The organism is Enterococcus sp. DIV0755f, from assembly GCF_051713725.1.
GTDB lineage: Bacteria > Bacillota > Bacilli > Lactobacillales > Enterococcaceae > Enterococcus_D > Enterococcus_D casseliflavus.
Genome location: NZ_JBIOQL010000001.1, coordinates 481,286 through 494,615, shown reverse-complemented (window position 1 = coordinate 494,615; position 13,330 = coordinate 481,286). Strand labels below are relative to the sequence as shown.

13 protein-coding genes are annotated in these 13,330 nt (G+C 44.5%); 3 read left to right on the top strand and 10 right to left on the bottom strand.

The window, feature by feature from the left end:
• Positions 1 to 12: 12 nt before the first annotated feature.
• The 7 genes from IGI73_RS02295 to IGI73_RS02265 form a co-directional block, all read right to left on the bottom strand.
• Positions 13 to 1,083 (bottom strand): M42 family metallopeptidase, encoded by a 1,071-nt coding sequence (locus IGI73_RS02295; protein WP_271771212.1) that lies wholly within the window; start codon positions 1,081 to 1,083, stop codon positions 13 to 15.
• Between the two features lie 13 nt (positions 1,084 to 1,096).
• Complete coding sequence (locus IGI73_RS02290; RefSeq protein ID WP_010748750.1) at positions 1,097 to 1,618, bottom strand: GrdB-related putative oxidoreductase; 522 nt, start codon at positions 1,616 to 1,618, stop codon at positions 1,097 to 1,099.
• Between the two features lie 13 nt (positions 1,619 to 1,631).
• Positions 1,632 to 2,978, bottom strand: coding sequence for a PTS sugar transporter subunit IIC (locus IGI73_RS02285; protein ID WP_010748749.1), 1,347 nt, complete (start codon positions 2,976 to 2,978; stop codon positions 1,632 to 1,634).
• Positions 2,979 to 3,032: 54 nt separating this feature from the next.
• Positions 3,033 to 3,980, bottom strand: a complete 948-nt coding sequence (locus IGI73_RS02280) for a N(4)-(beta-N-acetylglucosaminyl)-L-asparaginase (RefSeq protein WP_005227347.1) — start codon at positions 3,978 to 3,980, stop codon at positions 3,033 to 3,035.
• Between the two features lie 124 nt (positions 3,981 to 4,104).
• On the bottom strand, positions 4,105 to 5,406 hold the full coding sequence (locus tag IGI73_RS02275) for a Sapep family Mn(2+)-dependent dipeptidase (RefSeq protein WP_428206848.1): 1,302 nt from the start codon (positions 5,404 to 5,406) through the stop codon (positions 4,105 to 4,107).
• Between the two features lie 25 nt (positions 5,407 to 5,431).
• Positions 5,432 to 6,160 carry a GntR family transcriptional regulator, LSA1692 subfamily gene (locus IGI73_RS02270; RefSeq protein WP_428206849.1) on the bottom strand — a complete coding sequence of 243 codons (729 nt, stop codon included), beginning with the start codon at positions 6,158 to 6,160 and terminating at the stop codon, positions 5,432 to 5,434.
• A gap of 26 nt (positions 6,161 to 6,186) precedes the next feature.
• Complete coding sequence (locus IGI73_RS02265) at positions 6,187 to 7,029, bottom strand: YitT family protein (protein ID WP_428206850.1); 843 nt, start codon at positions 7,027 to 7,029, stop codon at positions 6,187 to 6,189.
• Between the two features lie 247 nt (positions 7,030 to 7,276).
• Between IGI73_RS02265 and IGI73_RS02260 the strand changes: the two genes are divergently transcribed.
• A complete protein-coding gene (locus IGI73_RS02260) occupies positions 7,277 to 7,708 on the top strand; it encodes an Hsp20/alpha crystallin family protein (protein WP_005227339.1) in 432 nt (143 codons plus the stop codon).
• Positions 7,709 to 7,839: 131 nt separating this feature from the next.
• Here IGI73_RS02260 and yajC read toward each other — a convergent pair whose 3' ends face one another.
• Positions 7,840 to 8,181 carry a preprotein translocase subunit YajC gene (gene yajC, locus IGI73_RS02255; RefSeq protein WP_005232170.1) on the bottom strand — a complete coding sequence of 114 codons (342 nt, stop codon included), beginning with the start codon at positions 8,179 to 8,181 and terminating at the stop codon, positions 7,840 to 7,842.
• A gap of 83 nt (positions 8,182 to 8,264) precedes the next feature.
• Positions 8,265 to 9,410 (bottom strand): tRNA guanosine(34) transglycosylase Tgt, encoded by a 1,146-nt coding sequence (gene tgt, locus IGI73_RS02250; protein WP_005227333.1) that lies wholly within the window; start codon positions 9,408 to 9,410, stop codon positions 8,265 to 8,267.
• Positions 9,411 to 9,608: 198 nt separating this feature from the next.
• Here tgt and IGI73_RS02245 point away from each other — a divergent pair, with 198 nt between their 5' ends.
• The gene (locus IGI73_RS02245; RefSeq protein ID WP_015508900.1) at positions 9,609 to 10,319 is read left to right on the top strand and encodes a DUF975 family protein; all 711 of its coding nucleotides are present in this window, start codon (positions 9,609 to 9,611) and stop codon (positions 10,317 to 10,319) included.
• 448 nt (positions 10,320 to 10,767) lie between these two features.
• Here IGI73_RS02245 and queA read toward each other — a convergent pair whose 3' ends face one another.
• Positions 10,768 to 11,799, bottom strand: a complete 1,032-nt coding sequence (gene queA, locus IGI73_RS02240; protein WP_010748742.1) for a tRNA preQ1(34) S-adenosylmethionine ribosyltransferase-isomerase QueA — start codon at positions 11,797 to 11,799, stop codon at positions 10,768 to 10,770.
• A 352-nt stretch (positions 11,800 to 12,151) separates the two neighbouring features.
• Between queA and IGI73_RS02235 the strand changes: the two genes are divergently transcribed.
• A complete protein-coding gene (locus tag IGI73_RS02235) occupies positions 12,152 to 13,327 on the top strand; it encodes a betaine/proline/choline family ABC transporter ATP-binding protein (RefSeq protein ID WP_005227327.1) in 1,176 nt (391 codons plus the stop codon).
• Positions 13,328 to 13,330 lie beyond the last annotated feature (3 nt).

Here is a 13,330-nt window from a genome sequence, read left to right as displayed (position 1 = left end):
TAAAATCGTCTCCTAGCGGTTTTCTTCTTTGAAAGAACGGATTGCTTCTTCGTCAAGCTCAGTCAAAAAACGCGCCAATGCTTGCAGTGCTGTTTCATAGTCGCGGCGGGCAACGACTTGAGAAGCAGTGTTCTTGTTCCGCACAGACAAACTCGCTAACAAAATAGGACATCCAGTACGCAATTTGTTGAACCAAGCCCCATCTGATGCTTCAAAGGAAAAATAACTCTGACAGGGCAGATTCGCAGTTTGACAAACTGCTTTCAACCGCTCCAGCGGCAAGCGATTTGGCAAAACGGTCGGATTGTAATACGTCAGCAGAAGGCCTTTACCCAAAAAACCTTGCTGATCTTCTTGTTCGTTTTGGTAATCCATTGCCTGGGCAGTATCAAGAACGATCGTAAAATCCGGTGCTGTTACATTGGCTGCTGTCTGAGCTCCTCTGGTACCGACTTGTTCCTGCACCGTACAGCCGATCATCAGATCGTAGGGCAATTTGACACTAGCAGCTGCCATTGTTTTGACTAAATCAATGGTTTGACTAACATTGATGCGCCCGTTCCAATTGGACGCAATCCATGCTTGTCCATTGCTGGTTTCTTTCATTTTCGGCGCAAAGGTCACCATGTCGCCTAAAGTGATTTCCTCCGCTAAAACCGCATCTTTTGATGAAAAACCAAAATCCAACAGTACTTCATCTTTTTGACTTTTGCCATGATTGTCTTTATCGATGCCTAAAACCACCCCAAAATACTTTTCACCGCTACGGGTGATTAGCCGAACTTCTTGCCCCAGCAAGCTGTTGGCTTCGATTTTTCCCATGATGAGTCCGCGGATCAGTCCATTTGCTTCGATTTTTTTCACGAAAAAGCCTGCTTCATCCATATGAGCGCTCACCAGCACTTTAGGAGCCGCCGGTCTTTCTGATCGAATGACGGCATAAATAGATCCTAGATTATCGTAGATGATTTCATCGCAATAAGGCGCATACTTTTTTGCCAGTAATGCGGCTATCGGCTTTTCTCGTCCGGAAACACCAGGTGTATAAACGACTTCTTCTAACTGACGCATTAATTCTTCCATATTCTCGCCCTTTCTAATAGCAGTGCTGTTCAGCGAAGGCAGTGATCTCTTGGTGTGCTGCTTTCATTTGGCAAAGCGTCAGCATATCATTCATTGCCTCGGTCAATCCAGTACCGCCTTTTTTCGGCATCTTCACGATAGTGACTTGGTCTTTATATGTTTCAATTGCCTGCTGGCACTCTGGCGACATGGCGGCAACTGCTGGGATCTGTACTTTTTCTTCAATGATCTGCGCTGTTTGGGCAGCCATTTCGCCATACTTTTCATAGTTGAAACAAGGTCCACATAAGACCGCATCTGCTCCGAGTTTTTGAGCCATAGCAGCAATTTTTAGTGACGATTCTTTCGGATTTTGTAAATAATAGTCATCTCCGCAATAAATAGTGGCGAGAACATCGATTTCCTTTTGTTTCAGCAATTTCTCAAACATTTTGACTGATCCGATCGCCGTTTTTTGTCCGCCAAGCGGCTGATCACCATGCTCCTTGCCGCCTAATCCTGCTTGAATCTGATCTAATAGAAAAATAATTTTCATGGTTGCATCCTTTCTAAAGCAAATGATCGATGGAAAGATCATCAAAAGATAATTCCAAAGCGTCATTTTTGGCTTTTTCTGCTTCACGTTCTTCCTTCAGATATTGTTTGTCCAGCGTCATAATAAACGGATAATAGATCAAGCATCCAATGGCTAACAAAACAAACTGCCAGATTGACGCTACCAGACTACCGGTACTCAAGTAGCCGGAAAAACCGATCGGAGTTGTCCATGGTAAAGATACCCCTGTTGTATAAGGAATCAATCCAAGATTCGTTACGAGAGTCGACAGCAAAAGATTGATCATCGGCACGGCAATAAAGGGAATAATGATAATTGGGTTCAATACGACCGGCAAGCCGAAAATGATTGGTTCATTGATCCCGAAAATCCCCGGCACTAGTGAAAGTTTCCCTAATTCTTTGATTCGTTTTGATTTACAAAACAGCACCATGATGATGACTAGTGACAACGTCGAACCGCCGCCGCCAAAATTGGTAAAGAAGTTTGAAAATGGATCGGTAAAGATATTCGGTAACGCTTGTCCCGCTTGAAATGCATCTAGATTTTCCATCGTTAAAATACGCAAAATCGGTGAAAAGACGGAATTGGCGACTGCTGGACCATTGATGCCGAAGAACCAGAAAATCGTACATGCCAGACTGTAAATCAATTGGGCAGTCAAGGTATTGCCCGCTCCCTTGAGAGGCATTTGCAAGACATTAAAAATAAAGTCATGTACGGTACCATACGCGGTCAATCCAAATAAAATGTTGATAATAAAGAATAAAAGCATAACGAGGGCACTCGGAATCAATGCGGCAAATGATTTTGTAACAGCAGGCGGAACCCCATCTGGCATTTTGATCGTCCACCCTTTTTTCGTTGTATAGGCATAGATTTCAACAGAAAGGATCGCTGTCAGCAAGCCGACAAAAATACCGTTTGTTCCTAAATGATTGAAAGAAAGCCCGCTTATTGGGTCCGCAACGCCTTCAACTACCAATTTATTCGGCGTTAAGATCAAAAAGGCGATGACGGCAACGGCAGCTGCTTGGATTGGGTCGGTCTTCTTTTCTCTTCCGTAGGCATAGGCTGTTCCTAAGCAGGAGAAAAAACCGACCGTATTAAAGACAGAACCGGAAACTCTAGTCACCCATGATTCCCACCCGCTGCCAAAAAGACCTGCCCAAAATTCTGACCATCCTGGTATCGGGAAATTGGCAAACAGCAAGAAGATCGAGCCAACGATTACCAGCGGCGTTGTGATTAAAAAACCATCGCGTACAGCGATCAAGACTTTATTTTGTCCGAGTTTGACTGCCAGAGGCATCAAAATATTTTCAATTTTATTGAACATTCCATTCTTCCTTTCATCTTGTGTCTTTCATGGTAAAGCTGGTTGATTCCTTGATCAGACTGGTGCTTTGATCCGTTCTTCATACGCCTCCAACCATTCTTTCGTGATGGGTTCGATCACGGTTGTCTGCTCAGGTCCTGGCGTTGCCATAAAAATAGCAGGCTCTTGATTGGTGGTTGCGACACTAAAGGTAAATTCTACATTGGTTGCCACCCCCCAGCGACCCTGTTTATCTAAGGCGATCAGCGAGAAGGCGCCGGCTTTGCCGTAGCGCTTCTTCAATCGCGCTTCAAAGTCGTAAACGGCTTGATCACATGCTTCTTGCGGTGCTAGCCCTTCTCCCATCAAACGGACGATCTCGTAGGAAAGGCAGCCTTTCATCAAGTCTTCCCCTAACCCTGTGGCAGCGGCACCGCCGATTTCACTATCCACATAAAAACCAGATCCAGATAAAGGTGAATCGCCAACACGACCGCTTTTTTTCATAAATAAACCAGAACTAGAGGTTCCTGCTGCCATGCTTTGGTGTTCATCCAGCGCAACTACTCCCACTGTATCGTGGCCGTCATAGGGATCGAGGTTGTTGGCAGCAATCTCTGCTTTGCGCTTTTCCCAAATGGTTTTGGCTCGGGGTGTCAGCATCTCTTTGGGCTGGAATCCTTCGGCAAGCGCATAAGCGACCGCTCCTTGGCCGATCCGAAAACTATTGAATTTCTCCTCACTTAGGCTGCGTGCCACGGAAATAGGATTTTCCACATCGACGATCCCAGCGACGGCACCAATTTTGAAGGTATCACCATCCATGAAGGCAGCGTCCATTTCCAACACGCCTTCTTCGTTGGGCAGTCCGCCATACCCCACCGATTTGTAAAATGGATAATCTTCCACTGCTTTAATGGCTGTTTCTACTGCATCTTGGCAGGAGCCTTGTTGCTCTAATATTGCTTTAGCAGCGAGCACGCCATCGTGTGCCATCCGCCATGTAGCAATCATTCCCCACATAACTATCCCTCCATTTTTCATAGCGCTTTCAAGTATATTCTATACGGTATATACTACTATGTCTATACTAAAAAAAGAGTTTCTCAAAAAAATTGGAAAAACTCTTCTTCGTTCGTGTCTTCGCTTATTTTGTCAGTGCTTGTAAGCTGCGCAAATAAATTTCAAGATTCGTCCGTAGATCGGCAACCGCCATGTACTCATCTTGGTTATGAGCGATCCCTTTTTGCCCTGGAAAAGACGGACCAAAAGCAAGGATGTTTGGCATCTTGCGGGCGTAGGTTGCTCCTGTAGTCGTCACGGGGGTTGGATCATTGCCCGTTACTTGGTGATAGATTGTCGATAGCTTTTGGATTTCGGGGGCATCTTTTGATCGGCAGAACCCTGGAATGCTGCGAAGGATCGTAAGGCTTGCCCCTTTTGGCAATGCCTTTTGCACCCCAGCGAGCACTTGTTCCTCCGTTACCGATACAGGATAGCGAAAGGCCACTTCTAACGCTAGTCCACTGGCGGATTTTTGGAGAACCACAGGGGTCAAGATCAATTTTCCTGAGTCGGCATCTTCTAGTACCAAATCAATGCCTTCGCCATAGTGCTGCTGGTGAAAACTTTGGGTGATCCACTGCAAAGCTGCTTGCAATGACGGTGTCGCCGCCAGTCGCGGTGCCGCTTGCTGCGCAAGTTTTGTAATGGCATTGTCCCCTAGCTCAGGGGCATTGCTAGGGGAGCGTTTGCCTAGTGCTTCAAAGGACTGGCTGCCTACGGTTACCGACAGGTGGTCTGGCACATGATCGCGGAATTGATCGCCAGAAAACGCAGCTAACAGCTGCTGTTCTTGGACAGGCAATGGAAAATCAAGTTGCACATTGACGACACCCCGTTCGCCGTAAACCACTGGATACTTGCAGTCTGGCGTAAAACCAAAACGCGGTGGCTGCTCAACCGCTAGATAATGCGGGATATCCGACATGCCGCTTTCTTCATCTGTACCGAAAATGATCCGCAGCGGTAATTGCGGTTGATGACCAAGGTCTTTCAATACTTTCATGGCAAACAAACAGCTGATGATCGGGCCTTTGTTATCTAAGATCCCTCGGCCATAAAAGTTGCCGTCTTTTTCAGTTAGTGCAAACGGTGGGTAGCTCCAGCCAGAACCTGCCGAGACGACATCCAAGTGTCCTAACACACCGATATAGTCGGTATCCGTTGGTCCCCAATGGGCATAGCCGATCGCATCATCGATGACCGTTGTTTGAAACCCGTATGCTGCGCTTTTTTCCATGACGTATGCTAACACTTCTCGTGGTCCTGTGCCATAAGGCGCATGAGGCGCCGGCTCACCTTTGACGCTTGCGATCTGCATCACCTCGCTCAAAAGCGTGAGAAATTCTGACCAATTGGCTTCAATACTTGCTGTGAGTGGATCCATTGTCTTCACCTCTAAAGGATTGATTTTATTTTTGACGCACTAATGTATTTTTGAAGGTATATTTGTCTGCTCGGTAATAGGATGTATCGTATAAGATCGGTTTGGCTGATGCGGAATAGGTCATCGAATGGACCAAAAGCATCGGTTCCTCTTGAGGCACCTGTAAAAGTTTCGCAATATCGGCAGGACTTTTCACAGCTTCCACCTCTTGATGGGAATAACCAATCTCGATGTTGGCTTCAATGACTTGATACAAAGACGACTCTAATTGAGCTTTCGTGAGTTCTGAGGTGTCTTCTTGCAGATAGCGTTTCAGTACGTAAAGATTTTCCACCGTCATCGGCTCATCATCAAAGTAGCGCAAGCGCACCAAATAAACGATTGGTTCCTTGGCGTAATCGCCAAACAGCTGACCAATCTCTATCGGGAGCTCTTTGACGGTTTCGATATGCAAAACTTCCGTACGGGTCTTTTTCCCTTGGATTTTGGCGGTCTCGGTAAAACTTTGGAGCCCGCCAGAGCCGCTTTGGATCTTGGGCTGTTTCATGACATAGGTTCCTTTGCCTTTTTCTTTCACTAACAAATTCTGGCCAATCAATAGATCGATGGCTTTGCGCACCGTTAAACGGCTGCACTGAAATTCCTCTGCTAAATCATAATCGGAAGGAAGCTTTTGGCTCGTCACGTACGTACCTTCATGAACCCGTTGCGCAATCTGCTGGGCAACTTCTTGAAATACTGCTTGTTTTTTCAACGTCTCTCCTACTTTCTTTCACTTTGCTACCATTCATAAAACGATCGATTGGCACTGACGCCAGAAGAAACACTGACAAACGCATGTTCATCGATTCCTTGGATCATGCCTTCGACGGTCTTGAGTTCTCTATGGGAAATGACCAGTAATAATAGTTTTTTCTGTTGATGATCAAATCCACCTTCGACATCGTTGATGACCGTGATGCCTTGCTGCAAGGCACATTGCAACGTCGTAATGACGGGTTCTGCTTTTTCTGTAACGACCAGCAGCTGTACACGCCGCTGCTTCAGGTTGACGTAGTCGACCATCCGCCCACTGATGAAGAAGGAAATGGCACTATAAAAAGCATAAGGCCAACCAAAGATCAGCCCAGCTGCTAGCTGCAAACTGACATTGAAGCCGATAAAGAAACTGCCGATACTTCTACCAGTGGCTTTTTTCACTAAAATCCCTAAAATGTCAAGCCCACCCGTTGAAAAATCGTCGTTCAATGTCAAGCCCACCGACACCCCGTGCAGCAATCCGCCAAACACGGCACAGATCACCGGATCGGTCGTTAAAGCAATGACCGGAACCACCTTCATCATAACAGAAGACAGGACGACGGTACAAACCGTCATGATGGTAAATTCTCGATCGATTTTGACCCAAGCAACCGCTAACAATGGCGCATTAAAAAAAAGCACCAAAAGCGGGATCGAAAGCTGCAGATTCAACTGCTCATCTAAAAGCTGCGACAACAATTGCGACAAACCAGTGATCCCACTCGCATAAATATTTCCCGGCAGCCAAAAGAGATTTAGGGCAATCGACGACAGCAATGCATAGATCAAAGCAACAAGCATTCGTTTTCTATAACGTGCCATTTTTTTCCTCCTCCACTTCGCTTTTAGTATATATCATTAAGTATATACTGTCACGCAGAAAAAGCAGGCGAAATGAGGAGGAAAACAGGAACAAAGCAAGGTAAAAACACGCCAAAATCAAGGAGTAAAACGTTGGTATCAAAGGTTTTTTAAGATTTTTTTAAAGCGAGTAAATCACTTGAAATTCGCTAAAAAATGAATAAAATAAAAAGTGTAAAAACAAAAGAATAAAGAAAGGATGATTCTTATGACACATGAGATTGTGCCACGCCGCTCAGATTCATACAGTATGACACCTTTTGATTTCTTTGAAGATTTTGGCCGCAGTTTTTTTGATGGGTTTCCATCGAACCTGATCAAAACCGATATTCACGAGAATGACAAGGAATTTCTCGTTGAAGCAGAACTGCCTGGCATCCCTAAAGAAAATATTCAAGTAACCTATGAAAATGGGGTTTTAACGATTACGGGACAACACCAGACGGATCATGCGACCGAAGATGAAAAAGGACGTCTGGTTCGCAGCGAGCGCAGCTTGACAAGCGTTCGGCGGCAATACCTGTTAGAAAACGTCAAAGAGGATGAAATCAAAGCCTCTTACGCTGAAGGAATTTTGAAATTGACGTTGCCAAAAGACCAAGGCAAACAAGCGTCAAAGAAACTGATTCCGATCGAGTAACCAAGGCAATCAAAGCACCGCAGCAAAACGAGCGATCTCTGTTTTGCTGCGGTGCTCGTTTTATTTTAGAAACTGTCCGAGTACTAAAAAAATGCACCATCGCTTCTGAGAAAGCGACGGTGCGTTTGTGCTTATTCTTTGGTTTCGTCTTGGATGCTCGTTGCGTCTTCGACATCAGCTGGTTCGATTTGTGTTTCAACGGATGCAACAGTTCCAGGTTTCACTGTGCGGATCGCTGAACGATCAAACTCTAAGAAAATTCCTTCACAGTCGATGATCACGGTGCTTTTTTCTGTGTTGACTTCAGAAAGAACGCCGTGGAGTCCGCCGATGGTTACGACTTCATCGCCAGCTTTCATATTTTCTAAAAGATTTTTACGCTCTTGCTGTTGTTTCTTTTGTGAACGACTCATAAAGAACCACATTGCCACTAAAGCAACCAGCATAAAGAGCATTGGTAAAGATTGTGCCATTTTTTTCACCTCGATTTATTTTCTTTCCTATAAGATACTTTATCAGAATTCCTCTATTATTCCCACCATTTTAGTAGAGAATGTTAGAAATTCCTCGCATTTTCCTTGTTGAACCCATACTCTTCAATAAAATGCTCACGGAACTCCAACAAGTTGTCATCCATGATGGCTTGACGGACATTTTTCATCAGATTCAATAAGAAGTAGACATTGTGGTAAGACGTCAAACGCATACCAAAGGTTTCATCACATTTGATCAAGTGGCGGATGTACGCACGAGAATAGTTTTTACATGTATAGCAATCACACTTCTCGTCAATTGGTCGAAAGTCACGGGCATATTGCGCATTTTTCACGACTAAACGACCTTTTGAAGTCATACAGGTACCGTTTCTTGCGATCCGTGTTGGTAAAACGCAGTCGAACATATCGACACCGCGAATCACGCCATCGATCAAGGAGTCAGCTGCCCCAACGCCCATCAGGTAACGTGGTTTGTTTTCTGGAATCCAAGGAGTCGTAAATTCCAACACGCGATTCATTTCCGCTTTTGGTTCGCCAACTGACAGGCCGCCGATGGAATACCCTGGGAAGTCCATACTGATCAAGTCTTGGGCACTTTGCTTGCGCAAGTCTTCAAAGCCTGCACCTTGAATGATCCCAAACAAGCCTTGCCGATCTGGATTGGCATGGGCTTTCAAGCCACGCTCCGCCCAGCGAGACGTCCGTTCCACCGATTTTTTGACGTAGTCATAGCTTTCATCAAATGGCGGACACTCATCAAAACTCATCATGATATCTGACCCTAATTTGTTTTGGATATCAATCGCTTTTTCAGGAGATAAAAACATTTTCGATCCATTCAAATGGTTTTTGAAATGGACACCTTCTTCGACGATGTTACGCATTTCGGCTAATGAAAAGACCTGAAAACCACCAGAATCTGTTAAGATTGGTTGATCCCAATTCATAAATTTATGTAAGCCGCCTGCTTCTGCAACAATGTCTTCTCCTGGACGTAACCACAAGTGATAGGTATTGCTTAAAATGACGCCTGCACCCATTTCTTTCAACTCTTCAGGGGCAAGGGTTTTGACCGTTGCTAATGTGCCGACTGGCATGAACATTGGCGTTGGAAAGGTTCCGTGAGGCGTGATCAGTTCGCCTAAACGGGCACCGGTATGCTTTTCTTTCTTTATCAGACGATAACGAATGGCTGGTTCCGTCATTCATTTCCCTACTTTCTCTCTATACTCGATTAACTGTGCAACGCTATCTATGATAAGGGTTGCCCTTACATTTTGCAAGGAAGTTTAAAGAAACTAAGAGTATTTTCTCCTAGTCATGCGAAACATCTATTACTTTTTTTTGAAGATTTAGCGAAAGTTTGCTATCATGTTATTTATATTGAAGGGAGGTTTTTTGAAATGAAATCAAATAGAGAACTAAAAGCAGAAGCAAAAGCAATGCTGCGAGGACGCTGGAAAGACAGTGTTTTGATGTGTATTGTACCGACTTTGATCTCGATCGCTATCGCATTCGTCATTATCGTCCTTACTGTTATTCCATTGTATCAAAGCGGTATGTTCAATGATCTTGGTTCTACCGATGCAGTCAATTCCGCTGGCGGCAGTGGTGGCAGTGGCGGCGGCGGTTTGATCAGCGGTCTATTTTCTGCCTTATTCGGTGCTGGGATCTCTTGGACTTTCCTTGATCTTTTACGCGGTAAAAAACAGTCGATCCAACCCTTTTCTGATGTCTTTCGTGGCTTCAGTGGTGCTTTCGTATTAGGGATCATCGTCATTTATATTTTGTCGACTATCTTCACGACGTTGTGGACATTCCTGTTTATCATTCCTGGGATCATTAAAGCTTATTCTTATTCTCAAGCATATTTTGTCTTTTATGATACCTATGAAGAAACGGGCATGCGACCAGATTTTCTCAGCTGCATCACAGGTAGCCGTCATTTAATGAGAGGCTACAAAGGGCAACTGTTCATCCTTGATCTGAGCTTCATCGGCTGGCACATTTTGGCCATCATGACAGCAGGAATCGGCTACTTATGGTTGACGCCATACATCAGTGCAACCAAAGCAGCGTTTTATGACAATCTACCTAAACGAGCACTTGCTTAAAAGATCGGTTCGCCGGTCTTTTTTTTGAGGAAAACGACCTTTTTCTTTTGCAAACGCTTCCGTTTCGTGTTATAGTATACGTGTAAGGAAGGTAGCAACTCTGTTGGTGGTTTTCGTAAATATCGCAAACTCAATCTACTAAAAGTTGTTGAACGTACAAGTTTCACCTAGTACCAAACGTGTAAAGTAACAAGAAGAAAAACGTAACAAGGATCGAACATTTCCATATCGAAAAATGATACGTCTCATTTTGTATCGGAATACACGAAACATGTGTAAGTTTGTAAATGAAAACAAATTTTCGAGAAACATTGCTTTGCATGGACCACAAAAAGCGACCACCACTTATACCTTCCTCTAGTAGTAAGCTGGGCGACAAAAAAGCAGTTCTAAAAGTTGAGAAATTGTTTCAACTTAAAGAGCCGCTTACGTCGCTCAGTTTTTTTGTTTATTTTAAGAACATCGCATCGCCAAAGCTAAAGAAGCGATACCGCTCATCGATGGCATGTTGGTAGGCAGAAAGTGTTAGGTCGCGTCCTGCAAAGGCACTGACTAACATCACTAAGGTTGATTTTGGTAAATGGAAGTTGGTAGAAAAAGCTTCCACGATTTTAAACTGATAGCCTGGCGTGATAAAAATACTCGTCCACCCACTATCGGCTTTGATTTGCCCATCAAACTTAGTCCCAATGGTTTCTAACGTACGGATCGAAGTCGTACCGACTGCAACGATCTTGCCGCCATTTGCCCGAACCTCGTTCAATTGAGCGGCAGCTTCTTCTGTCAAACGGTAAAATTCGCTGTGCATCTCATGATCAGCGATATTATCGACACTGACTGGACGAAACGTTCCTAAACCAACGTGCAAAGTCAGATAAACCAGCTTGACGCCTTTTGCTGCGATCTGCTCCAGCAATTCTGGGGTAAAATGCAAGCCGGCAGTCGGTGCAGCAGCTGAGCCGTTTTCTTTGGCATAAACCGTTTGATAGCGGTCTGGGTCTTCTAGCCGTTCTTTGATGTAAGGCGGTAACGGCATTTCGCCAAGTGATTCCAGAATCTCTAAAAAGATCCCTTTGTACTGAAAACGAATGATCCGGCCGCCGTGATCGAGCTCTTCTTCCACCACTGCCTCTAATCGTCCGTCGCCAAAGGTAATCTTCGTGCCGACTTTGGCTCTTTTGGCTGGCTTGATCAAGGTTTCCCACGTATCCCCTTCAATATTGTTCAGTAAAAGGATTTCTAAATGGGCACCTGTTTCTTGTTTTTCGCCATAGATACGAGCTGGTAATACCCGCGTATCATTCATCACCAAAGCATCCCCTGGTGCCAATTCATCAATGATGTTATAGAAGTGCTTGTCCTCAAATTTACCAGTCTCACGGTCAACCACTAATAAACGGGAACTTGAGCGATCGCTTAATGGCGTTTGGGCGATCAGTTCTTCCGGTAATTCAAAATCAAAATCTTCAGTTGTAAGCATGTTGTTCCTCTCTTTCCCTAAATTCTTCTCTATTCTAGCATGTTTTTATAAAAATTGAAAAAACAGCTTTTTATTCTGCCCTTTCTTAGAAAAAAATAAAGAGACTGCTGCCAAGGCCTTCTGCAAAAAAACCTCCTTTTTCCCAATGAAAAATAACGGGAGATCTTCGCCGTTTCTTTTCTCTATGCACCGCTCCTTAATGTGGACTTGCTTCTGGCGCTATTTTCGGTTTTGTCTATACAATTATGAAAAAAATGGGCAGATTATTTGAATAACAAGGGACTTTTCGGCATACTTAGTACAGATTCTAAGCCATTATTCAGATTGCTTAAATAAAAATAGAGGTGACATCATGATTGAGTTTCAGCAGGTATCCAAAATTTACAAAGGTGGTAAAGTCGCTGTTGAAGATGTGAATCTTTCCTTTGAAAAAGGCGAATTCATTTGCTTCATCGGGACAAGTGGTAGCGGAAAGACGACTTGTATGCGGATGATCAACCGTATGACGGATCCTTCTAAAGGAAAAATCTTGATCAATGGAAAAAGCGTCACAGAGATCAACCCAGTGGAATTACGCCGTCAAATCGGCTATGTGATCCAAAGCATCGGTTTGATGCCTCACATGACGATTCGGGAAAACATTACACTGGTTCAAAAATTGTTAAAAGTCAGCCAAGAAGAACGCAACAAAACTGCCGAGCGCATGATCGATTTGGTGGAATTGCCGCGAGAAATGCTCGACCGCTACCCCAACGAACTATCTGGGGGCCAACAGCAACGAATCGGTGTTGTCCGTGCCTTGGCAGCTGACCAAGATGTCATCTTAATGGATGAGCCTTTTGGCGCACTAGACCCAATCACTCGTGATTCCCTACAAGATTTGGTCAAAGACTTGCAAGAACGGCTTGGAAAAACCGTCGTCTTCGTTACCCATGATATGGATGAAGCATTGAAACTTGCTAGCCGTATCGTGATCATGAGTGAAGGAAAAGTCATTCAATTTGATACACCAGAAAATATTCTGCAACACCCAGCAACACCGTTTGTGGAAGAATTGATCGGTGAAGACCGCTTGTTACAAGCAAAACCTGACACAACGCCAGTTAAAGACGTGATGTTGAATACCCCGATCGCTATCACACCAGAAAAATCCTTACAAGAAGCGATTCATTTGATGCGGGAAAAACGGGTCGATACCTTGCTGGTTACCGACAATAGCAACGTGTTAAAAGGCTACATCGATGTCGAATCCATCGACCGCAACCGTGGCAAAGTTACTAGTGTCGGCGATATCTTGAACAAAGATGTCTTTTTCGTTCGTGAAACCGCCTTGTTGCGGGATACCTTGCAACGCATTTTAAAACGCGGCTTAAAATATGTGCCGGTAGTAGATGCCGACAAACATTTAGTCGGGATTTTGACCCGTGCTTCCTTAGTTGATATCGTTTATGACGTGATTTGGGGCGATGAGCCATCGATCATGGAAGCCATTGAGTCGGCGAAACCTGAAGAAACTGAGGAGGTCTAGCGC

Coding starts and splice junctions, on each gene's coding strand:
- IGI73_RS02295 (WP_271771212.1), bottom strand. CDS start 1,083: ATGGAAGAATTAATGCGTCAGTTAGAAGAAGTCGTTTATACACCTGGT.
- queA (WP_010748742.1), bottom strand. CDS start 11,799: ATGCTTACAACTGAAGATTTTGATTTTGAATTACCGGAAGAACTGATC.
- IGI73_RS02290 (WP_010748750.1), bottom strand. CDS start 1,618: ATGAAAATTATTTTTCTATTAGATCAGATTCAAGCAGGATTAGGCGGC.
- IGI73_RS02285 (WP_010748749.1), bottom strand. CDS start 2,978: ATGTTCAATAAAATTGAAAATATTTTGATGCCTCTGGCAGTCAAACTC.
- IGI73_RS02275 (WP_428206848.1), bottom strand. CDS start 5,406: ATGGATCCACTCACAGCAAGTATTGAAGCCAATTGGTCAGAATTTCTC.
- yajC (WP_005232170.1), bottom strand. CDS start 8,181: ATGGCACAATCTTTACCAATGCTCTTTATGCTGGTTGCTTTAGTGGCA.
- IGI73_RS02245 (WP_015508900.1), top strand. CDS start 9,609: ATGAAATCAAATAGAGAACTAAAAGCAGAAGCAAAAGCAATGCTGCGA.
- IGI73_RS02280 (WP_005227347.1), bottom strand. CDS start 3,980: ATGTGGGGAATGATTGCTACATGGCGGATGGCACACGATGGCGTGCTC.
- IGI73_RS02260 (WP_005227339.1), top strand. CDS start 7,277: ATGACACATGAGATTGTGCCACGCCGCTCAGATTCATACAGTATGACA.
- tgt (WP_005227333.1), bottom strand. CDS start 9,410: ATGACGGAACCAGCCATTCGTTATCGTCTGATAAAGAAAGAAAAGCAT.
- IGI73_RS02265 (WP_428206850.1), bottom strand. CDS start 7,029: ATGGCACGTTATAGAAAACGAATGCTTGTTGCTTTGATCTATGCATTG.
- IGI73_RS02235 (WP_005227327.1), top strand. CDS start 12,152: ATGATTGAGTTTCAGCAGGTATCCAAAATTTACAAAGGTGGTAAAGTC.